Origin of the sequence: 'Catharanthus roseus' aster yellows phytoplasma (assembly GCF_004214875.1) — a bacterium.
Lineage (GTDB): Bacteria > Bacillota_I > Bacilli_A > Acholeplasmatales > Acholeplasmataceae > Phytoplasma > Phytoplasma asteris.
On the sequence record NZ_CP035949.1, the window covers coordinates 445,900 to 469,109 of the forward strand.

Here is a 23,210-nt window from a genome sequence, read left to right on the forward strand (position 1 = left end):
TTAATATCATCTACATTTATGGCATTTACAATGACAAAATCTTTTTTTAATTTCTACAAACAACAAAGGCAACAAAGATAGTAATAAAATGATTACAAAATCTTTTGTTGTTAAAGAAATTAATTGAAATAAATCTCTTAAAAAAGGGACAAAAATTATGATTAATTGCAAAAATACACTAATGGCAAACGCTTTAATCAAAAATGAATTTATTTTTAACTTAAAAACAGAAGTGAAAAAACTTCGCAAATTCCATACATGAATCAATTGTGAAAACGCCAAAACCATAAAAGCAAAAGTTTGAGCATATCTTATTTTATCACTATCATGATTATAATATCCTATTAAAGAAGCCACAAAAGCCAAAAGACCAATTAAAAATCCTTCCAAAATAATTTTTTGATAAGTTTTTTTATTTAGCAAACTTCCTTTAGGATTATAAGTTTTGGGCGACATAGAATTTGTTTCTTGTGGTTCGATTCCCAAAGCCATTGCTGGCAATGAATCAGTAACTAAATTAATCCAAAGAATTTGTAAAGCAGTCAAAATTTTAAAATCACACCCAAAAAAGAAAATTCCTAAAAAATTACCAAGCAAAATCAAAATAATTTCACCAACATTACAACTCAAAAGAAAAACTAAACTTTTTTTAATATTATTAAAAATATTTCGCCCTTCTTCTAAAGCATTCGTAATAGTAGCAAAATTATCATCTGTTAAAATCATATCTGATGCCATTTTACAAACATCAGTACCTGCAATTCCCATAGCAATTCCCACATTGGCTTGTTTAATGCTTAAAGAATCATTTATGCCATCTCCTGTCATTGCCACCACAAAACCTTTTTTTTGCCAAGCTTTCACAATTTTTAATTTATGATGAGGATTAGTTCTTGCATAAACTTTAATTTGCAATAATTTTTCCAAAAATTCTTCCTCTGGCATTTGAGCTAATTCATCTCCTGTAATGGCTAAATCTTGAGGTTGGGATAAAATATTTAATTTTTTGGCAATCACAAAAGCAGTTTTTAAATGATCCCCTGTAATCATAATCGGAGTGACGCGTGCTTGATTGCATTTAAAAATGGCTTGCATAACTTCTTTTCGAATGGGATCTTCCATCGCCACTGCCCCTAAAAAAATAAGATCTTGTTCAAAAATATCAGGATTGTTTTTAAGATTCGTCTCTAAATCAAGAGAAAATACACGATAAGCAACTCCTAAAACTCGCAAAGATTGCTCACTTAATTGACTAATTTGTTTTTCTAATATTTTTATTATTTTAGTATCTTTTGCAATGGTTTGTTCTTGATATTGAACTTGACTACATTTTTGCAACAAAACTTCTGGAGCACCTTTAGTAATGGCATAAATAAATCCGTCTTTATGATGAAAAGTAGTCATCAATTTCCTTTGGGAATCAAAGGCAATTTCTGCAAATCGAGGATATTGCTTTTGGAGTAAAAACGCATCATATTGATAAAACAAAGCTAAATTAATAAAGGCTTTTTCAGTAGGATCAGCAATAATTTCTAAGTTGTTTGAAGTTTTATCGTTGGTTGTTTTTGCAACACTAATCAAAGCATCATTACATAAAATACCAAATAAAAGCAACTTTTCTAAATTAAAGGGTTTGGGTTCATTAATATTTTCCACACAAAAGGGACTTATTTTTTCCAAAGAATTACAAACTATAATTTTTTTAACAGTCATGTTATTTTGGGTTAAAGTTCCTGTTTTATCAGTACAAATAACATTAACAGCCCCCAAAGTTTCTAAGGTTTTTAAATTTTTGACAATAGCTTTTTTAAGAGCAAGTTTTTTCATTCCCAAAGCCAAAATTAAAGTCATAATAATTAATAAACTTTCAGGAATAGCAGCAACTGCAAGAGCAATGGCATCCAAAAAAGTATGTTTCAAAATGTGAGAGCTAAAAGTTGAGCTGTAAATGTTTTTAAAAATCGTCCACAAGCCATTAAGGAAAATAATAATACCAATTATCAAAGTTAACTTTTTAGTTAATTTGGCAATATTTTGTTCTAATGGTGTTTTTTCTTGTTGGGGTTGAGAAATAAACTGGGTAATTTTTCCAATTTCAGTTTGCATTCCTGAAGCAAAAACCACTCCTTTAGCTCTTCCTTTTAAAATAACAGTATTCATAAAAGCCATGTTTTGATTAGTAAGAGCTGAATTTTGGACACAAACGCAAGCACTTTTTAAAACAGCTTGCGATTCTCCTGTAAATAAAGATTCATCTACATATAAATTAAATGTTTCTAAAAGTATCATATCAGCTGGAATAATATCACCAGTTTCTAAAATGACAATATCTCCTATCACTAAATTTTGCATAGGAATTAAAAGCGGTTTGCTATCTCTTATTACTTTGGCATTAAGGGAAGCTTTTTTTGATACATTAGCTAAAACTTTTTGGGTTTTAGTTTCGTAATAAATACTTAAAAAGGCGTTAAGAAGGACAATAATCAAAATAAAACAGCCTTCCAAAAGTTCTTCTTTTTTTCCTTGTAAAATACCAATCACGAAATTAATTGTAGCTGCTAATAGAAGGACAATAACTAAAAAATCTTTAAATTGTTGTTGGAATTGATGCCAAAAAGTGGGTTTGGTAAGGGATTGAATTTGATTTTTACCGTTAATTTGAAGTCTTTGCAAGGCTTCTTGGGAAGTAAGCCCTTTTGTGATTTTGGTTTGTAACAATGCTTGCGATTGTTCAGGGTTTTTTTGACTAAATGAATGTTTCATTAAAATTCCTTTAATTTAATATAAATACAAAAAAATATTTTGTGCAAAGCAAAAAGTAAAAATTTCAATTTGTTTTGCATGTATTATGAAATTGAGTTTTACAACTAATAAAAATAAGTGAAGCGTGCAAATAAAATAAAAAAACTAAACTGTTTTAGCAGTTTAGTTTCGTTTCTTTTTGGGGAACAGAAGTTATCAATCCCATAAATAAGGCAGATAATTTAATACGTAAAACAGTATAAAAAAGTGATAAAGATATTTGTGTAGTAAGTTCTTTTAGACCTGTTTCTTTATAAAAATATTCAATAATAAAAACACCCACAGCACCAAAAATCATAAGAGTATAGCCAAACATTTCTACTACAAAAGAGATATCTTTTTTCTTATAAATAGATAAATATTTAGCAACAATATCAAGTCCTCCAGTAGAAGCACCAATTCTTAAAGGAATACCATTAAAAATACCTATTAAAATACCTGCAAAAAAAACTCTGGTAAGATCGCTTAAAAAATCACTTTCAGTTTTGAATATTCCAAAAAATCGTTCAGTATGATATAAAAAACCTTGTTTAACTTGGTTTTCAATAAAAAACACTGAAACAAAAAGAAGGACAGTTGCAAATGCAGTAGTAATGGTAAAATATTTACCCAAATAACGACGAGAGATAAAAAACAATAAGAAAACATTAACAACAAAGTAAAAAGTACCAGCAATAACTATAATATTATTGGTTTCAATCTTTCCTGCTTTATGTAATAATTTACCTATTACATTGCCTAAACCAATAACCCCAGTAGGAAAAAGATCAGTTTTATATCCGCCATCTCGGGTGCAATCAAAAGCCCAAACAGAAACTAAAACATATACTATTAAGGATAAGGATAAAATTAATATTTTTTTAAATTCTTGAACATATTGAATTTTTTTCTTTATTGGAGGAAATTTTTCAATATTTTCCATACCATTTTTCATAATAAACCTATTTCTTTTATTTTAATATATTTTGGCAACGCGTGCACAAAGGAGTAAAGGGTTTGGTGATTACTACATTCCAACATCTTTGACAAGCATACCCAGAAGCTTTGGCAACTTTAACATCAAAAGTATCTTTTAATTGAAGTGTTACTTTAGAGACTATAAAAAGTTGATGCAATTGATCTTTAATTTGTAAAACATCCAAAGCATGCATTTCTTCTTGGGTTAATGATAACGTAATATGGGCTTGCAAAGAAGAATTAATAAGCCCACTTTGTCTTGCTTTTTCCAAATATTGTAAAACGTTTTTTCTTAATGTTAAAAATTTATGATATTCTAATAAAAGATGAGAAGTTGGACGTGCTTTGAGTTGTGGCATTTTTTCTAAATAAATATCTTTTTCCACAGCAAAAGGAAAAAAGCCGTAAACTTCTGAAGTAGTGTGAGGAATAATTGGAGTTAAAACTTGTAAAAGCGATAATAACAAATCACAGATAGTTGATTGAATCATCTTTCTTTCTTTGTGATCTTCTTTTTCGATGTATAAAATATCTTTGGCAAAATCGAGATAAAAAGCACTGATTTTATTAGTAATGAAGGGGAATAGATGCCTTAAAACACCTTCAAAATTATAAGTATCATAAGAATGTAGTACGTTTTTTAACACTTCTTCAAAATCTAGCATCATTGCTTGATGGATAAAAGTTCTTTGTTCAAAGACAATATAATTAGTATCTTTTTTAAAATTATCTAAATTACCTAACATAAAACGGAAGGTGTTTCTAATTTTGCGATAAAGATCTTCTACTTGTTTTAAAATGGAAGGATTAATGCGCACATCAAGATTATAATTAGTGTTTGCAACCCATAAACGAATAATATCTGCTCCTTTTTGTTCAGCAACAGTTAATGGATCGATGACATTGCCCAAAGATTTAGACATTTTTTTGCCTTCACCATCAAAAACAAAACCATGAGTAATAACAGTTTTATAAGGAGCTTGATTTTGAGTGGCTACAGAAGTAATTAAAGAAGAATTGAACCAACCACGATATTGATCAGAGCCTTCCAAATAAACATCACTTTGTAAAACTTGATTACGTTTTTTAAAAACACTATAAGAAGTTCCTGAGTCAAACCAAACATCCATAATATCTAGTTCTTTGGTAAACAAATTGTTAGGACTTTGGGGATGAGTGTAGTTTTCAGGAAGTAGTTTTTTAACATCCCATTCATACCAAATATCCATTCCATGATGTTCGAATAAATCAGCTACATGATTAATTAATTTTAAATCCAGAATGGGTTGATGGGTTTCGGTGTAAAAAATAGGAATGGGGACACCCCAAGTTCTTTGACGACTAATATTCCAATCCTCACGATTAGTAATCATATTAGTCATTTTTAATTCTCCCCAACGTGGAATCCACTTAACTTTTTGGGTTTCTTCTAGCAAAAGAGATTTAATTTTTTTAATAGAGACAAACCATTGAGGAAGTGCAAGAGAAATAACTGGTTTTTTAGTGCGCCAATCATGAGGATAGGAGTGCAAAATTACATCTGCTTTAAGCAAAGAATGGTCTTTTTCTAAATCAGAGATGATAGCTTCGTTGGCTTTGGTGTAAAATAGACCTTGATATTTGGAAACATCTGTCATCATACCTTTTTTATCAATACTACAAACAACATCTAAATTATATTTTTGACCTACTAAAAAATCGTCAAAACCGTGTCCTGGAGCGATGTGGACTAGTCCTGTTCCTTCTTCATCCAAAACGTGTTGTGATAAAATTATTTTTCCGAATTTGGAAACAAGGTGATTTTGGTAAGTTAAATGTTCTAAGGTTTTTCCTTCAAAAGTGGCAACAACTTTGATGTGTTCTTTGTTCCAAGCAAAAACTTTTTGAAGAAAAGGAATATTTTTAGTTCCTACCAAATAGCGTTTTTGTAAAACTTCAATTAATTGATATTCTTTTTCGGGATGCACCGCAATTGCTACATTGGCAGGCAAAGTCCAAGGAGTAGTTGTCCAAATTAACAAAGCCACATTGTCAAAAATATCTAGTTTTTTCATGCTAAAAGCAACATAAATAGAAGGAGATTGGTGATTTTGGTACTCTAATTCTGCTTCTGCTAAAGCAGATTCTAAAGTAGGTGACCAATGAATGGGTTTGAGTGCTTTAAAAATTAAGCCTTTGTCAACCATTTGTCCAAAAATTCTTACCTGATCAGCAACAAAAGTTTTATCCAACGTTAAATAAGGATTTTGCCAATCTCCTAAAATACCTAATCTTTGAAATTGCTGTTTTTGATTATTAACATTTTCCAAGGCAAATTCTTGACATTTATCTAGGAAAGACTTTCTGGTAAAAGCATTTTTAGAAGTTTTTTTAAGAACTGCTGCCTCAATTGGCAAACCATGAGTATCCCAACCAGGAATTAAAGGAGTGTAAAAACCTTGCATACTACGAAAACGAACAATAAAATCTTTTAAAATTTTGTTTAAGGCGTGTCCCATATGAATATTGCCGTTAGCATAAGGAGGTCCATCGTGCAAAATAAAAGGGTTGTTGTCTTGATTTTGTTGTAATTTTTTTTGATATAAGTCAAGTGTTTGCCAATGTTTTTGAATGTTAATTTCGTTTTTGCCTAAATTTCCTTTCATAGGAAAATCAGTTTTTGGCATCAAAAGAGTTGTTTTATAATTTGTTGTCATATCTTTTTTATCTCCTTATTTTTAGGTTGTTAAATTGATAATTTGTTATTTGGGGGGATTAAAGTTGAAAATAGAAAAAATCGAATTTCAAAATTAAAAGTTTGAATATTAAACTAAACATTAAATCTAAAAGTAATAATATCACCATCTTTAACTATGTATTCTTTGCCCTCAATGCGAACTTTGCCTTTTTCTTTGCTTTTTTGAAAAGTTTGGGCCTCTAATAAATCAAGGTAAGAAACAACTTCGGCTTTAATAAAACCTTTTTGTAAATCGGTGTGAATAATGCGGGCACATTCGGGAGCTTTAAGACCTTTTTTAAAAGACCAAGCGCGAACTTCTTTAGGTCCTGCAGTAAAATAAGTTTGGAGACCTAAAAGAGCATAACTTTCTTGAATTAATTTAGTAAGCCCTGATTCTACAAGACCATAGTCCTTTAAAAAAAGTTTCTTTTCTGCAAAGTCTAAAGACGATATTTCTTTTTCTAATTGCACACACAAAGGAATTACTTTTTTGGATTCTTTAGTAGCATACGCTAAAACTTGTTGATAAAAAACGTTGGAATCCAAAGATAATAAATCATGTTCTTTAATGTTGGCTAAATAAAGGGAAGGTTTTAAAAACAACAAATTAAAGGTTTTGACAAGCTTTAATTCTTCATCCGAAAAAACCAAATTTTTTAAATCTTGGGTAGTTAAATGGGTTTTAATTTTGGTTAATAACGCTTTTTCTTGCAATAATTCTTTGTCAAGTTTATTTTTTTGTTTACCCAGTTTAATTAAGCGTTTTTCAATTTGTTCTAAATCTGCTAAAACTAGTTCTGTTTGAATAATATCAATTTCTTCTACAGGATTATTCGTTTCTGTCACATGAGCAATATTGGGGTCTTCAAAACATTTAACCACATGACAAATAGCATCTACATTGCGAATATGACTTAAAAATTGATTGCCAAGCCCTTCGCCTTTGGAAGCTCCCGCTACTAAACCTGCAATATCTTTGAATTCTATCAAAGCAGAAATAGTTTTTTGAGATTGAAAAATTTGAGATAAAGTTTGGAGACGCGAATCTGACACTTCTACAATGCCAACATTAGGTTCGATAGTGGCAAAAGGATAATTAGCTTCTAAAACTTGCATTTTAGTTAAAGCATTAAATAAGGTAGATTTACCCACATTTGGCAAACCAATAATTCCGACTTTCATTTTTGAGTTTCCTTATGGTATTTTATTTTGTAAAAAATAATTAGTTGGTAAAAAAAGGGGGTGGTTTTTTGGTTGGGGGGTAAAATGCGATTTTACAATTGTGTAAAAAATAGATAAAATGCAATCTTGTAGCAATTCTTAAATTGAGTTCTAAAATGATGCTATAAAAAATGTGCAAAAAAATAAAAAATAACTAATATTTGAGTTGGTTTTTGATTTCTTCGTAAAAGCTCACATAATTTTGATATCGAGAGGGAAGTATTTTGCCGTTTTCTAAGGCTTTTTTAACGCCACATTTTTCTTCTTGCAAATGAAGACAACTTTCACCAAAAAAACAATCACAAACATGTTCTACAAAATCAGGATAAAAATTCTTTAAAGTCCTAGGGCAAAAAGTAGTTAAGTCTAGTTTGGAAAAACCAGGAGTATCAACAATAAATCCACCATTAAACTCGTATAATTGGGCGTTTTTGGTGGTATGTTTGCCTCTGCCAAGACTTTCAGAAATTTCTTGTGTTTTGAGTTTGGCATCTGGAATTAAGGCTTTGAGTAAGGTCGATTTTCCTACTCCGGTTTGTCCTGCCAAAACTGTAATTTGATTAGCAAAAATGTGTTTAAGGGCATCTATTCCTATTTTTTGCTTGGAGTTAATATAATAAAAGGGTTGAAATTTTTGGTAATAAGATAATTGTTGTTGCATTTTTGTAAAGTTTTCGGGTTCTAACAAATCTATTTTAGAAAAAACCAAAACTACATCTAATTTTTGTTGTTCTAAAATTAATAAAAACTTATCTAATAAAAGAAATTGAAAATTGGGCTTTACTAAGGAAAAAACTAGCAATACCTGGTCAATATTGGCAACATTAGGTCTTTTTAATTCATTTTTACGAGGCAAAATAGATTGAATTAAATAAGTATCACAAGAAAGTTCATAAAACACAATATCGCCTACTTTAATAATAAAGTCAGAGGCAGAACTATTTTCTTTTTGGGTAGTTTTGATATCAGGGTTTTTTAATTTGCCTCTTTTTTTAGCTTCCAAAATAATTTGAGTTTCTAAATCTTTAATATAATAAACTCCAGCCAAAAATCTTAATACTAAAGCTTTTTCCAAATAATAACTCCTTTTTATATTTTGAAATCTTTTTTAATTATTTTTTTCTTATTTTGTCTAAATTACTTTTTAAAAATTTTTAAATTGTCTGTGTGTGTGCGATAAAAAATGCTAGATACTAATTTATTCTAATTTGAGTAACTTTTTTATAATTAATTAAAAAAACCATTAATTATTTTTATTATAACATATAAAAAAACAATAATTACATATAAAGATAAATTGGGTTTAAATAAGCAAAAGCAGAGTTTATTTGCTAATGTTTTTATGGGTGTGACTTTGACAAATGGGATGTTTGTTGCAAAATAAAAAAGTTTTGGGGGGTGGCAAAAATTGTTACATAAAAAAGGAAGGACCCCTTAATAAAAAGGAGTCTTTTGTTAATGTTTTATTAATATTTTGTTAATGGCATTAGGCAAGAAAAAATGTAGAATTACAAAATAATTATTTTTATGTTTGAAAATAGGGATGTTGTTTTTTACTTATTAAATTTACTTAATAAAGCCAAAACTTGTTGTTTAATTTGGGCTAAATAAGATTCGTCGTCCAAGTGATTGATAGCTTTGTCCATCAAATCTGCAACTAAAATAAAATCATTTTCTCTAAAACCTACTGTTGTCATAGCAGGTGTTCCAATTCTAATACCGCTTGTCACAAAAGGTTTTTCTTGATCAAAAGGAATGGTATTTTTGTTGACAACAATATTTATTTTTTCTAACATGTTTGCAATTTTGGATCCTGTAAACTCAGAATTTTTATGTTTAACATCAATTAAAAATAAATGATTATCAGTGCCTCCACTTACAATGCGATAACCTTTTTGTTGGAAGGCTTTAGCAAAAGTGTTTGCATTTTTGATAACTTGCTTTTGATATTCTTTAAAGGAAGGCATCATCGCTTCTTGAAAAGCAACAGCTTTAGCTGCAATAGTATGAATACAAGGTCCTCCTTGAATACCTGGAAAAATACCACGATTTATTTTTTTAAATACTTCTTCTTTATTGGTTAAAATCAAACCTCCACGCGGTCCTCTCAGCGTTTTGTGCATAGTAGAAGTAACAACATCGGCGTTAGCTTCAAAGGGACAAGGATGAAGCCCACAAGCAACTAAACCTGCAATATGGGCAATATCTGCCATTAAATAGGCATTAACTTCATCAGCAATTTGACGAAACTTTTTAAAATTAATAGTTTTAGAATAAGCCGAATACCCTGCAATAATTAATTTAGGTTTAACTTTTAAGGCAACTTTACGAATTTCATCATAATCAAGCATTTCAGTTTGGGGATTGACATTATAAAAATGAGCTTCATAAAAACCACCAGAAAAACTTAATTTATGACCGTGAGTAAGATGTCCTCCATCCATTAAAGATAATCCTAAAATTTTGTCACCAGGTTTTAATAAGGCTTGAAATACTCCCATATTGGCTTGTGAACCTGAATGAGGTTGGACGTTTGCATATTTAGCACCAAACAGCTTGTTTGCTCTTTGAATGGCAATTTTTTCTATTTGATCTACATTTTTACAACCATTATAATATCTAGCTTGAGGATAACCTTCTGCATATTTGTTAGTCAAAATGCTTCCTTGGGCATCTAAAACTGCTTGAGAAACAAAATTTTCCGAAGCAATTAATAAGATATTTTCTTTTTGTCTAATTTTTTCTTGTTCAATAAGATCAAAGATTTCTTTATCTTGGTCTTTTAATCCTAACTTTTGATTCATTTGGGCACAACCTTTTTCTTTTTTTATTTTTGGGCATTCAATGTAATTATTGGAAAAACAAAATGTTTTATAAAAGCATTTACAAATACGAATTTATTTGATAAACAATAGAGCAAAAATGGTAGTTATGGTTATAAAATCAAGCATTTTCCAATGATAAGTAATCATTTTGGTGCGAGGAGCTCCCAAAACATAACCTCTTACTTCCATAGCATTAGAAATTACCAAAGACCTTTTAAAAACCAACACAAAAATAGGAACCAACAGGGCTAAAAGATGATTAATTCTTTTAAAAATATTTTTTTTGTGCAAATCCATGCCTCTTGCTGTCTGAGCTTTTAAAATTTTATTGGTTTCTTGCAATAAAAAAGAATTAGCCATAAAAATTAAAGAAAGCATTAAAGTAAAAGTTTCAGTAGCAATTTTGAGTTTTTTTAAAGGAGACAAAATAATATCTAGACCATCTTGAATTTCGATAAAAGAAGTTATTTTATTGAATAAAAAAAACAACATCACAATTAAAAACAATCTTGTCATAATAAAACAAATTCTTAGAAAAGAAGTCGTTTGCAATATATAATTTTTAGGTTTGCAACCCAAAATTTCTTGTATATTGGAAGGAAAATACGAAGGAATAACAAAGAAGAACAAAAGCAAAAATAACAAATAAGATAATTTAAAGGGAATATATTTTTTATTGAAATTATACAATAAAATACATATTAAAAACAACCAAAAAGAATGGATGGTATCATAACTTAAAATAGGAATTTGAGCTCGCATAAAAGCATTAAAAGAAGTATCTTCCGAAGGAACTAAATTTATTATCAAAGAAATAATAAAAACAAATCTTAAATGTTTAATTCTTTGCCAAAAATAACTCCAAGTTACTCCAAAAAAGAAACAAAGGCTCATTAAAGCTACCACACAAAAAAGATAAAATAAAGTGATGCGTTTGGGGTTTGCAAAAATAAAAACTTGATTTGGAGCAATATTTTCAACATTAATGGGCAGTTTTAAAATAAAAACTAACAGCAACACAAAAGAAAGAATTTTGATAGAAGGATGGAGTTGGTACAAAAAACAACGCGATAAAGAGGGGTGGGATAAATTATTATTTGTAAAATCATTATTTTTCATCAATAATACCTTTTAACAATAAAATTCTTTTAAATATTGGGCAAGGGTGCTAAAACAATAGTGTGCTTGAAAGGGGATTCCTAAAGTTTGATTTAAATGTTTTAAAATTTTAAAAGTATCAGGAATATCTAAGTTAAATTGCTCAAATCGGGGGTGTTCAAAAAAAGTTTCTTTTGTGCCATCAAAAAGCAATTTTCCTTGAGACAAAACCAAAACACGTTTTGCATATTGGGCAACCAAATTCATATCATGAGTAATAATGATAATAGTTTTGTGAAATGTTTGATGCAAAATTTGTAAAAAATCCATAATATCAGAGCTACTTTCCAAATCAAGACCACGTGTAGGTTCATCAAGGATTAAAATATCAGGCTGCATGGCTAAAATACCTGCAATAGCGACTTTTCTTTGCTGTCCGTCACTAATTTGAAAAGGAGATTTTTGATGTAAAGCGGGAGGAATGTTGATTTGTTCTAAAGTTTTGAAAGCTTGCTTTTGGGCTTGTTGTTTGTTATTTAAAAAAACTTCAGCACCAAACATTACATCTTTTAAAACAGTTATTTCAAATAATTGATATTCAGGGAATTGGAAAACTAAACCTACTTTTTGGCGCAAGGGCACTAAGAGTTCTTTTTTTGTTTTAGAAGTTATGGTAGTGCCACAAACTGTTACTTTTCCTATATTTGTTGTAAGCAAAGCATTCATTAATTGCACTAAGGTCGATTTGCCTGAACCGGTTTTCCCCACTAAAGCAATAAATTCATTTTGAGAATTGATTTTGAAATTAATGTCAGATAAAGTGGCATTAGTTTTTTTGGGGGGGTAGGGGGGGTTTTTATAATAAAAGTTTACTTTTTCAAATTGTATTGCCATAAAATATCCTTTAAATTTTCTAACATTTGATCATTTTTAATGTTTTTAGTGGTGCTGTCTTTTAAAATTTCATAGTAAAGCTCTAATGATAAAGGAGGTTTTAATTTATATTGTTGCAAAAATAAAGGGTCTTGAAAAAGGTTTTGGGGTGGGGTTTGGGTGATTAATTTTCCTTGATCAAGAACAATAATTTCATCACTTTTGGCAGCAAACTCTAAATCATGAGTAATGGTAATCAAAATTTTATTTTTAATGGTTTGAATAATTTTTTGCACTTCCAAAGCGCCTTGAGGATCTAAAAAAGAAGTTACTTCATCAAAGATAATAATTTCGGGCTCCATCGCTAAAATGGAGGCAATTGCTACACGTTGTTTTTGTCCCCCTGAAAGTTGATTCACGTTTGTGTCCAATAAATCATCTATTTTTACCATTTTGGCATATTGCCAAACTTTGGCTATAATTTCTTCTCTACAAACATTATAATTTTCCAATCCAAACGCAATATCTTCTCTTACAGTAAGTCCTGTAAACTGATAATCAGGATTTTGAAAAACCATACCTATTTTAGGTCGCAAAAGGGGCAAATTTTTTTCATTTAAAACGATATTGTCAATTAAAATTTGTCCTTTGGTACAAGAAAGCAGCCCTACTAAAATTTTGGCTAAAGTAGATTTTCCCGAGCCATTATGACCAACAATAGAAACCCAAGAATTATTTTGAATGGTTAAATTAAGGTCTTTGATAATAGGATTACAACCGTAATAAAAAGTTAAATTTTGAATAGATATCATAACTTTAAATTTTTCTTTCTTTATTTGTTTGTTTGGTAGTTTTGATGGGGCATTTTTGAGGTAGTTGATTTATTTTGAGGGGAGGTTAGTTTGAAAAAGGCAAAACCACTTTTGCAACGAATCGCAAATCGTAATATAAGATATAAAATAAGATTGAGTTTTTGTGGAAGGAGTGAAAAATTGTTATAAAATGGTGTAATTAAAATTTAGTATCATCAATTTTTTGCAAATAACAAGTTACAAAAGAAACAATGTTTTTTAAGTGATTAGGTTCAAAAGGATTAGTAAGTCCTGTAGTTTTTAAAAGGTTTAAAAAAGTTTGTGAACCGCCTAATTGACATAATTTTAAGTACTTTTGCCAAGTATTGGAATAATCTTGCTTGCTTAAAAGCCAAATTTCTAAAGCACAAACTTGGGCTAAAGTATAGTCAATGTAGTAAAAAGGAGTAGAAAAAATGTGGCTTTGACGGAACCAAAAAGTACCTTTTTCTAAAAAAGGATCGCCTTCATAAGTTTCTAACAACAAATATTTTTTTTCCAAATTACGCCAACACTCTTTTCTTTGAGCAGGAGTCATTTGAGGATTTTGATAAACTTCATGTTGAAAATGATCCACTAAAGCACCATAAAGTAAGAAATTAAGGGATTGGGATAAATGTAGAAATTGATATTTGTCTACATCTTGGGCAAAAAAATCTTTTACCCACGGATAAGCTAAAAATTCCATCCCCATAGAACTAATTTCAGCTGCTTCAAAAGTAGGCCAACGATACTCAGGAATTAAATGACGACTTTGATAAACTTGGAAGGCGTGTCCTATTTCGTGAGTCAAAACATCTACATCATGACTTGTGCCATTAAAATTAGCAAAAACAAAAGGAGCGCTATATTTAGGAAGGTAAGTACAGTATCCACCGCCTGTTTTGTTGGGTTTGCTATCTAGGTCTAATAGGTTTTTTTCTAAGAGAAAATCAAAAAATAATTTGGTTTGGAGAGACATTGCATGATACATTTTTTTTGCTTGGGTTAACTGAAAATCAACTCCTCTTTGAGGTTTGGGATTGCCACTTGAAAAATTAAAACTTTTGTCATAACTTTCCAATTTAGCAATACCTAAACGTTTGGATTTACGTTTTTGATTCATGGTATAAAACGGCAAAACATATTTTAAAATGTTGGTGCGATAATCTGCAATTTGGTTAGCATCGTAATCAGTGCGCCCTAAAAGATCATAACCTAAGGCAACGAAATTGGAATATCCCAATATTTGAGCCATCTTGGTTCGTGTTTGGACTAATTGGTCATAAATAAGGTCATATTCTTGCTCGTTTTTAGAAAAAAATTGCGAAACAGCTAATTGGGCATTTTTTCTAGTTTGCCTTTGGGACGATTCCAAAAAAGTAGCCATTTGACTTAAATTATAAAGTTTGCCTTCAAAAGCAACAGAAGGATCAGAAATTAATTTTTGATATTTGGTTGTTAAAGTATTTTCTTCTTGTAAATAAGGAATAATTTTAGGGTCAAATGTTTTTAAAAATAGTTTGGTTTTATCAAATAACAGGGGCCCAAATTCTTGTACTAAGGCGTCATAATGTTTACTTTTTACCATAGTTTGGCTAAATTGATGTTGTAATTCGGTTAGCAAAGGGGCATTTTGGTCACAAAAATGTTTTTCTTGTTGATAAAAAGTATCTTTTACATCTAGGCTATGCCTAATTTCTGCCAAAGTAAACATGGAATTAATTTCATCCATTAATGAATTAAGACGGTTAATAATTTTAATTTGTTCTGGTAAGGAAGCATCCAAAAAAGCCTCTATCATAGGCAAAATAGTTTGTTTGGTTTGAGCAATATCCACTCTTTGATATTCAAAATCTTGAAATTTCAATTTGGTTTAATCCTATCTTTTTAATTTTTATGAAAAATATCTAAATATCAACGGTGTGGCAAGTTTAATTTTATTTATGTTAGTTTGAAAAAATATTTTATTGTCGAATAACTACATTTTAATTATAAACTAATAAATTTGATTATTTCTTATAAAATTCGTAAGTATCTGCTAAAAATTGCAATCTTTTAAACAGCTCTTTTAAAAGGATAACTACAAAAAAGGAAGTCACAAAGACAAGGGGCAAAGCAATAAAGAGCCCTTTATTTACCATAGTTGTTGCAATTTGTTGGATGGTAATATCTTGGGAAAAAATATTTATTTCGGCTGTCCACCACCATTTTAACATTACATACCAATATAATGTTTGATATAAAGCTGATAACAGGACAACAACGAAATACATTTTTAAAAAATTATCTTGGGGTCTTAACAACAAACCAGGTAATAATCCAAACGATAAAACACAAGCTAAATTAGCAATCAGTTCAAACTGATAACCAAATTCATAACCATATCCTACAAAATATCCAATTGTTTCAGCCAAACAAGCACCCAGGCAAGAAAGATGCCAAGGAACATAAAAAGACATTACAATTAAAGGTAAAAAACGCACATAGACAAGAATATTTACATCTATATTAATAAAATGAAACCCTGGAAAAGATGTTGTTTTATCTGGGAATATAATTTGTAGTATTTTAGATAAAACAATAGATAAGGAAGTTAAAAAAGAAGTTAGGATAATTTGTCTTAAAAGTTTTTGATTGCGATTAAAATTATTATTCATAGTTTTTCTCTTTTCTTTGTGTATGTAATTTTATTATTTATATTGAATTAATAAAATGTTCTTTGACAACATTGAGGAAAAAAGAGGAGGGGGGCAAAAATTATCTATAATAGTTAAGGTAAGTTTTAATTCTAGGATTTAAGAAAAATAAAAAAATAAAAATAAAGATAAAAGTAGCAAAAACGGGGATTAAATTATAACAAAAACACCAAATAATAGGGTAGTTGATTAGGGGAGCTAAAAAGGGGAAATAATTTTGTTTATTTGCAATAAGGGGCAACCAAATAAAATAAGAAGCCAAACATTTAAAAGCAAAAACAGAGGTAGAAACTATTAATAAATTAAGTAAAATGCTTTTATAATTATCAAAATATTTTAAATTAGGGGTATAAAAAACAAAAGAAAGACTATAAGATAAATCAACTAAAAAATAATCCAAAAGTAAAACTGCAATTTGTTGTAAGGAGCGCATTTGTTGGGCTTGCATATAAGCTAAAATATTGGTGGATTCACTTAAAAAAATAGCTTTAAATAGATGAAATAAGGCATAAAAAGTACAAAAAAGAAAGCTATGTTTTTTGCCCAATAAAAAACCAATTAAAATTAAGGGAAGGATAGAAATTTTAATAAAAGAGCCAATATTTGCTCCCATTTTGGCAATCCCTAACTTATCATAAGCAAATTCTAACACAATTGTGAATCCTAACAAAGTAGAAGCAATAATGTGTTTTTGCAAGGGGGAGAAAAAAACTTTTGTTTCTTTGTTGTTGGTTTTTAGCATATGAGATTAATTTCTTTCTAAAGAAATATCAAAATTACTTTTCATCAGGCAAAGTAATAATTGGGGTAAAAAAATAAAATAAAGGTGAAGGGGGGTATTTTTAGCAAGGGAATAATTATTGGTTTTGATAATATTTTATAATAATATAATTTTGCAAATAAAAATATAAACTAAGGGGAAAAAGTGGAGAAAAAATAGTGGGATGATCGCCAATAGAAAATCATTAATAAAAGATATTGATAATAAATTTAATTAATAATAAGGTGATAACAATATTTTTGAAGGGTTGCAAAGGAGAGAAAAAAGAAAATAGACCACTTTCAAAAAATGGTCTAAGGGGTTTTATTTGTAATAAAGATAGATTAAAAAAGGATTAAACTAAAGTTGCTACTTTGTGAAGCAATCTTACTAATTGACTAACATAACTCATTTCATTGTCATACCAAGACATTAATTTAATAAATTTAGGTTTTTCTTTGAGGACTTGCAAAGTGTGAGAATCATATAAAGAACCATAACTTGTTCCAATAACATCTGAGGAAACAATAGGATCTGTAACGTAGGCTAGGGTTTCATTAGCAGCTTTTTTGAAAGCTTCATTGATGGCTTCTGGAGTAGCTTCTTGAGTCAGTTCTGCGGTAAGGTCAACTAAAGAGCCTGTAATTGTAGGAACTCTAATTGCTGTACCATCCAGTTTTCCTTTTAATTCAGGAATAACTAAACTAATAGCTTTGGCAGCTCCAGTAGAACTTGGCACCATATTAAAGGCTGCAGCTCTACCGCGACGTGTCCAAATGCCTTTGGGATGGTTTTGATCAATTAAACTTTGGTCACTGGTGTAACTATGAACGGTAGTCATAAAAGCTTGGTTGATGCCGAAGTTGTCATTTAAGACTTTAACAACGGGCGCCAAACAGTTAGTAGTGCAAGAAGCCCCACTTACAATAGCATCTTCTTTAGTAAGTATTTGGTCATTAACATTGTAAACAACTGTTTTTACATCCCCAGTAGCAGGAGCACTAATTAACACTTTTTTAGCTCCAGCTTCTAAATGAAGAGCTGCTTTTTCTTTGTTAGTAAAAAAACCTGTACATTCTAAAACAATATCTACTCCTAGTTTTTTCCAAGGTAAATCTTGAGGATTTTTTTCTTGAAAAATAGGAATTTTTTGTCCTTCAACTACTAAATGGTTGTCTTCAAAACTAACAGAGTCTAATTTGTAAGATTTTTGAATGCTGTCGTATTTTAATAAATAAGAAATAGTTTCTAAAGTTGCTAAATCATTGATAGCTACTACTTCAAATTTAGGATTTCCAAAAACAAGACGAAAGGCTAATTTACCGATACGCCCAAAACCATTAATTGCTACTTTAACTTTCATAATTAATTAAACCTCTTTTTCTTTTTTTATCCTTTTTTAATGTAAATGATGGATCTATTTGTTGGTTGTATGGATTGTTTTATTTTGTGATGTTTGTAATATTTGGTAATTTGAAGAATAATAATGATCAAAAAATAAAATAAAAATAGGGGAGTTGTGATTACAGTTTCTCCATACATGCAAGCCCTGGCATGGGTTTTCCTTCTAAAAATTCTAAAAAAGCACCTCCACCCGTAGAAATATGGCTGAAATTTTGATCTAGACCGAATTTAAAGACTGCAGCAGCGCTATCGCCACCACCAATAATGGTAGTTGTATTGGGCGAAAGATTGCTTATTGTTTGGGCTAAAGCTTTGGTTCCTTTAGAAAATTGTTCAAATTCAAACACTCCTACAGGACCATTCCAAACAACTGTTTGAGCCGTTTGTAAATGTGTTTTGAAAAGTTCAATTGTTTGAGGTCCGATATCAAGTCCCATTACATCATCAGAAATATTATCATAACTATAAACATCTGCTTGTGTTGTTGGCGAAAATTCTTTGCCACAAACAAAATCTTTAGGTAAAACGATTTTTTTGCCTTCTGGAGAAGCTAATAATTCTTTTACTAAAGGGATTTTGTCTGCTTCTAACAAGCTAGTTCCTATGTTAAAACATTTGGCTTTAAGACAAGTATAGCTCATTCCTCCACCTATCAAAAGAACATCAACTTTTTGCAAAAGACTACGAATAACTCCAATTTTGTCAGATACTTTGGAGCCACCCAAAACAGCAACCAAAGGTCTTTGAGGAGTTTGGACAATTTTTTTGAGAAAAGATATTTCTTTTTCGACCAAAAAACCAAAGCATTTTTCTTTGATATATGTTGCAATACCTACATTAGAAGCGTGGGTGCGATGGCATGTACCAAAAGCATCATTGACAAAAACATCACCTAAAGATGCCCAATATTTGCCTAATTCGGGGTCGTTTTTACTTTCTTTTTTGAAAGGAACATCTTCAAAACGAGTATTTTGGACTACTAAAACATCCCCTGGAAGCATCTGGCCAACAGCTTGATTTAAGGTGTTGCCTTGAGTTTCTGGAACAAACTTTACTTTTTGTTGCAAATAAAAAGCAATTTTTTCAGCTACCACTTGCAAGCTAAAATGGGCTTTATCAGCTTCAGTTTTAACGCGTCCCAAATGAGAAAAAATAATAACTTTAGCTTTTTGCTGAACTAAATATTTTAAAGTAGGTAAAATAGCCTTAATTCTGTTGTCATCTGTGATAACGCTGTTTTCTAAAGGAACATTTAGGTCTGCTCGCAATAAAACTTTTTTATTTGTAATATTCATATTAGTTAAGGATTTTGTCATGCATTTATTGCCTTTCAATTAGGAAATATTAATTATTTTTAAGTTATTTTTAATCTAAATTAGTAAATAGTTTGTTTGAATGGTTAATTTTATTTTTTGTTGTTTTATTTATTTTATCCATCGTTTAGAGGAATAATAATTTTTAAATATTGGTATTATTTTATCGTTTATGTTTTTTAATTTTTTCAATTGTTGATTCTGGCAATTCGTCTTTAATGGCATTTAGTTCTTCTAAGTATTGATCAAGTTCGCCTTCTATAAGGTTGTATTTGCGATTGGTAAAAGCTCCTATTACAAAAGTTAAAAACATTTCACCTCCCATTAACCATTGCTTTTCAAAATCATCAATTCTTTCCACAATAAATTGAATTTTTAAAGAAAACTTTTCTTTTAGTTTAAAATTATCGCATTCAGTTAACCTAATTTTAATATCTTTAATTAACCACTTAATAAAACAACGTTTAGTTTCAATTTTTTTCCTTTAAAATAACTGCGCAAGGCTAAAATACCCACAACAATAGGTACAAGTGTTTTAATTTGCTAATAACACAATAACTATGATATTGTTGGTGTTCATATTTGTATTAGAACTTGCCATATTTTGGACCTTTCTTCTCTAAAATGTAAAAAAGAAATTTTTTATAATTGTAGCTATATTTTCTTAAGGGAAATATTTAAAATTGGGAAATATTGATATTCAATAATTAAGCTTTGTTAATTGAACCAAAAAGAGCTAATTTATGTCTCATTAATTCTTTAATAGCTAAAAAGCCGGGATTTAATAACTTACGCGGATCAAAGCCTTTGTCTGTTAAATCTTTTTTTTCTTCAATGTATTGTCTAGTAGCTTGGGCAAAAACTAATTGAAATTCAGTATTGACGTTGATTTTTACTACTCCCAAAGAAATAGCTTTTTTAATCATGTCTTCAGGAATACCAGTGCCTCCGTGCAGTACTAGGGGCGTTTGTTTGTTGGTAAGTTCTCTAATTTTGGCAAAAACACTAAAATCAAGTCCTGTCCAATTATCAGGATATTTACCGTGCACATTACCAATTCCAGCAGCAAGCATATCAACACCTAAATCAGCAATTTGTTTGCATTCTTGAGGATCTGCAATTTCTCCTTGACCAATAATGCCGTCTTCTTCGCCGCCGATGCCCCCAACTTCTGCTTCTATTAAAAGTCCTTTTTGGTGACATATCTCGGTGATTTCTTTGGTTTTACTTAAATTTTGGGCAAAATCATAATGACTGCCATCAAACATAACAGAAGTGAATCCTGCATCCATTGCTTGTTTGGCACCTTCATAAGAACCGTGATCTAAATGCAAAATAACAGGGACAGAAACCTTATAAAAGGCGTCTAGTTCTCTTACCATTGCAACGACTGTTTTAAGCCCTCCCATATATTTCGCAGCTCCTTCGGATACTCCTAAAATAACAGGTGATTTTAGTTCTTCGGCAGTTTGTAAAGCAGCTTTGGTCCATTCTAAATTATTAATATTTACTTGAGCTATAGCGTATTCTTGTTGATGCGCTTTTAAAAGAACATTTTTATCGGAAGTTAACATTTAACTTAATCCTTTCTTTGGTTTTAGATTTGCATCTAAATTGTAATTAATAAGGTTTGTTAATTGGCTTTTGGACTAAAAAATAATTTAGGATTATGGGTAGTTTTGCAAGTATAAGTGCAAAAAACAAAATATATTATTGTTGGTCAAAAGGAATGCAAATTAACAGTTTTAAAATCACAAAACAGAGAAAAAAATATAAAAATTATAAAAGTAAGTAAAAATGCATGCTGTTTTAAAATCAAAATCCAAAAGAAAAAATTAAACTAAATGATGTAGTTTTAAAAAATCATAGAATTTATCATCGTCGATATGAGGAGCTAAAAGATTGCAATTATCTTTTATTTCTTGGCAATTGGTGTTTTCCAATCCGATGCCTACATCAGCTAATTTAAGCATTTCAACATCATTATAGCCATCCCCTACACAAACTAATTGATGATGGGGGTAAAGTTCTTTTAATTTTTTAATACCACAAGTTTTATTCACACTTTGAGGCACCAAATCAACACCACCATTAGTTCTCCAATAATACGCTTGCAAATCTTTCAAATCTTTAAGAAAATTTTGCAATTTTTCTTTGTTGGGTTCGAATAACCACACTTGATAAACATTGTTGTGCAGATGAAATTCAGGGTCCACTACAGATTTTTTATTAGTGCAGTAAAGTTCTCCTAATGAAGGCGGAATTAAGTCTTGTGGACTTGGTACAATTTCTTGTGTCATTCCTGTAAGACCTATGTGAATTTTGGCTTGATGGGCTTTTGCGATTAGTTCTTTGACTACTTCTTTTTTAAAAGGTCTATCATCAATTACTTTATCAAAATATTTAGTAAGACCGCCGTTAAAAAAGACAAAATGTTTGAAATAAGGTAGCAAATTGCCTAAAACATCTATTCTTTTAATGTTTCTTCCTGTGGCAACTGCTAAAACATTATCAGGGTTTTGGGCTAAAGTTTGGATGGCTTTGATTGTTTGGGGAAATATTTTTTTATATTTAGAACTTAAAAGGGTACCATCAATATCAAAAATAAATAAAGATTCTTTTTTTTGTTTCATTTGAAACTCCTATTATCCTATCGTATTTGAGAAACACAAAAAATGATGAAATGCAAAAATGAAAGAAAAAATGCAAAAATGAAATTAGAAAAAAGGGGGATGAATTAATTAATTTTAGCAAATTAAAATAAAAACTTTTGCTAAATTTTTGTCTTATTTTCCTAATTGTAAATTGGAATTAACAGCAAAAGGGACAATCATTTTTTTGAAAAATATCTTTAGTGGAAGCTAAGGTTTGTTTGCTTGCTATTTGAGCAAAAAATAAAAAATCCTCAGTTTGGAGGGAAGCTTTTCCTGCTAAAATGCCATCAATAGCGGGTTGTTCTAAAATGGTTTTAATGTTGGCAACAGACACCGAACCGCCGTAAATAATTCTCATGGCACAAGATGCTTGGGAAGAATAAAGTGCAGTGACTTTGTCTCTGATTTGTTCAATGACTTTGTTAGCATCTTGGGGAGTTGCACTTTTGCCTGTACCAATTGCCCAAACCGGTTCATAAGCGATGATTATGTTTTGTAATGCTTCTTCTGGAACACCTGAAAAAATGTTGGTTAATTGTTGGTCTAAAAACACTTGGGTTTGGTTATTTTCCTTGGTAAGAAGCGATTCGCCCACACAAACAGTAGGAACTAATTTGTGTTTGAGAGCTGATAAAAGTTTTAGATTAACTGTTTGATCGGTTTCTCCAAAAAGAGTTCTTCTTTCGCTGTGTCCTAATAAAACGTGCTTGACACCTAATGAAAGTAAATTTTGTGGTGAAACTTCGCCAGTAAAAGCGCCTTCGGATTCATAAAACACATTTTGGGCCCCTACTTGTAAATTAGTGCCTTGGAGTTGTGCTAAGGAATCCAATAAGGTAAATTGGGGGAAAATTAAAGTTTGGACTTGGGTTTGGTCAGGAACTTGCAAGCTTACTTTTTGGATGAATTCCAGGGCTTCGTCTTTGCATTTGTACATTTTCCAATTACCTGCAATCACTTTTGTTCTTGGTTTGTAATTCATAAATTACTCCTTTAATATTTTTTTACAAAAAATAGATGGTGGAAAAATTTGAACTAATTTTTTAATCAATATT

Annotated in this window: 18 protein-coding genes; all 18 read right to left on the reverse strand. The window is 30.1% G+C overall.

Annotation, left to right across the window (positions count from 1 at the left end; all coding sequences use genetic code 11):
* Positions 1-6 precede the first annotated feature (6 nt).
* Positions 7-2,763, reverse strand: a complete 2,757-nt coding sequence (locus EXT02_RS02125) for a cation-translocating P-type ATPase (RefSeq protein ID WP_130427804.1) — start codon at positions 2,761-2,763, stop codon at positions 7-9.
* Positions 2,764-2,917: 154 nt separating this feature from the next.
* Entirely contained in the window at positions 2,918-3,736 is an 819-nt protein-coding gene (locus tag EXT02_RS02130; protein ID WP_130427806.1) for a YitT family protein, read from the reverse strand.
* Between the two features lie 16 nt (positions 3,737-3,752).
* Positions 3,753-6,455, reverse strand: coding sequence for an isoleucine--tRNA ligase (gene ileS, locus EXT02_RS02135; RefSeq protein ID WP_130427808.1), 2,703 nt, complete (start codon positions 6,453-6,455; stop codon positions 3,753-3,755).
* Between the two features lie 113 nt (positions 6,456-6,568).
* Positions 6,569-7,660 carry a redox-regulated ATPase YchF gene (ychF, locus tag EXT02_RS02140; protein ID WP_130427810.1) on the reverse strand — a complete coding sequence of 364 codons (1,092 nt, stop codon included), beginning with the start codon at positions 7,658-7,660 and terminating at the stop codon, positions 6,569-6,571.
* Positions 7,661-7,853: 193 nt separating this feature from the next.
* A complete protein-coding gene (gene rsgA / locus EXT02_RS02145; protein WP_130427812.1) occupies positions 7,854-8,774 on the reverse strand; it encodes a ribosome small subunit-dependent GTPase A in 921 nt (306 codons plus the stop codon).
* A 478-nt stretch (positions 8,775-9,252) separates the two neighbouring features.
* A complete protein-coding gene (gene glyA / locus EXT02_RS02150; protein WP_130427814.1) occupies positions 9,253-10,503 on the reverse strand; it encodes a serine hydroxymethyltransferase in 1,251 nt (416 codons plus the stop codon).
* A gap of 93 nt (positions 10,504-10,596) precedes the next feature.
* Entirely contained in the window at positions 10,597-11,643 is a 1,047-nt protein-coding gene (locus EXT02_RS02155; protein WP_240682797.1) for an energy-coupling factor transporter transmembrane component T, read from the reverse strand.
* A 12-nt stretch (positions 11,644-11,655) separates the two neighbouring features.
* Positions 11,656-12,516, reverse strand: a complete 861-nt coding sequence (locus tag EXT02_RS02160) for an ATP-binding cassette domain-containing protein (RefSeq protein WP_130427818.1) — start codon at positions 12,514-12,516, stop codon at positions 11,656-11,658.
* The gene (locus tag EXT02_RS02165; RefSeq protein WP_130427820.1) at positions 12,492-13,307 is read right to left on the reverse strand and encodes an ATP-binding cassette domain-containing protein; all 816 of its coding nucleotides are present in this window, start codon (positions 13,305-13,307) and stop codon (positions 12,492-12,494) included. The genes EXT02_RS02160 and EXT02_RS02165 overlap by 25 nt, the downstream gene beginning before the upstream one ends.
* 199 nt (positions 13,308-13,506) lie before the next feature.
* Complete coding sequence (locus EXT02_RS02170) at positions 13,507-15,195, reverse strand: M3 family oligoendopeptidase (RefSeq protein WP_130427822.1); 1,689 nt, start codon at positions 15,193-15,195, stop codon at positions 13,507-13,509.
* 142 nt (positions 15,196-15,337) lie between these two features.
* Entirely contained in the window at positions 15,338-15,985 is a 648-nt protein-coding gene (locus EXT02_RS02175) for a hypothetical protein (protein WP_130427824.1), read from the reverse strand.
* Positions 15,986-16,085: 100 nt separating this feature from the next.
* Positions 16,086-16,766 (reverse strand): hypothetical protein, encoded by a 681-nt coding sequence (locus EXT02_RS02180; protein ID WP_130427826.1) that lies wholly within the window; start codon positions 16,764-16,766, stop codon positions 16,086-16,088.
* Positions 16,767-17,139: 373 nt separating this feature from the next.
* Positions 17,140-18,147 (reverse strand): type I glyceraldehyde-3-phosphate dehydrogenase, encoded by a 1,008-nt coding sequence (gene gap / locus EXT02_RS02185; RefSeq protein ID WP_130427828.1) that lies wholly within the window; start codon positions 18,145-18,147, stop codon positions 17,140-17,142.
* Positions 18,148-18,307: 160 nt separating this feature from the next.
* Positions 18,308-19,504, reverse strand: a complete 1,197-nt coding sequence (locus tag EXT02_RS02190) for a phosphoglycerate kinase (protein ID WP_130427830.1) — start codon at positions 19,502-19,504, stop codon at positions 18,308-18,310.
* Positions 19,505-19,664: 160 nt separating this feature from the next.
* Entirely contained in the window at positions 19,665-19,862 is a 198-nt protein-coding gene (locus tag EXT02_RS02195) for a hypothetical protein (RefSeq protein ID WP_130427832.1), read from the reverse strand.
* Positions 19,863-20,208: 346 nt separating this feature from the next.
* Complete coding sequence (gene fba / locus EXT02_RS02200) at positions 20,209-21,075, reverse strand: class II fructose-1,6-bisphosphate aldolase (RefSeq protein ID WP_130427834.1); 867 nt, start codon at positions 21,073-21,075, stop codon at positions 20,209-20,211.
* 261 nt (positions 21,076-21,336) lie between these two features.
* A complete protein-coding gene (locus EXT02_RS02205; protein ID WP_011160546.1) occupies positions 21,337-22,134 on the reverse strand; it encodes an HAD-IIB family hydrolase in 798 nt (265 codons plus the stop codon).
* Between the two features lie 178 nt (positions 22,135-22,312).
* Positions 22,313-23,137 carry a triose-phosphate isomerase gene (gene tpiA / locus EXT02_RS02210; protein WP_069028331.1) on the reverse strand — a complete coding sequence of 275 codons (825 nt, stop codon included), beginning with the start codon at positions 23,135-23,137 and terminating at the stop codon, positions 22,313-22,315.
* Between the last annotated feature and the right edge of the window lie 73 nt (positions 23,138-23,210).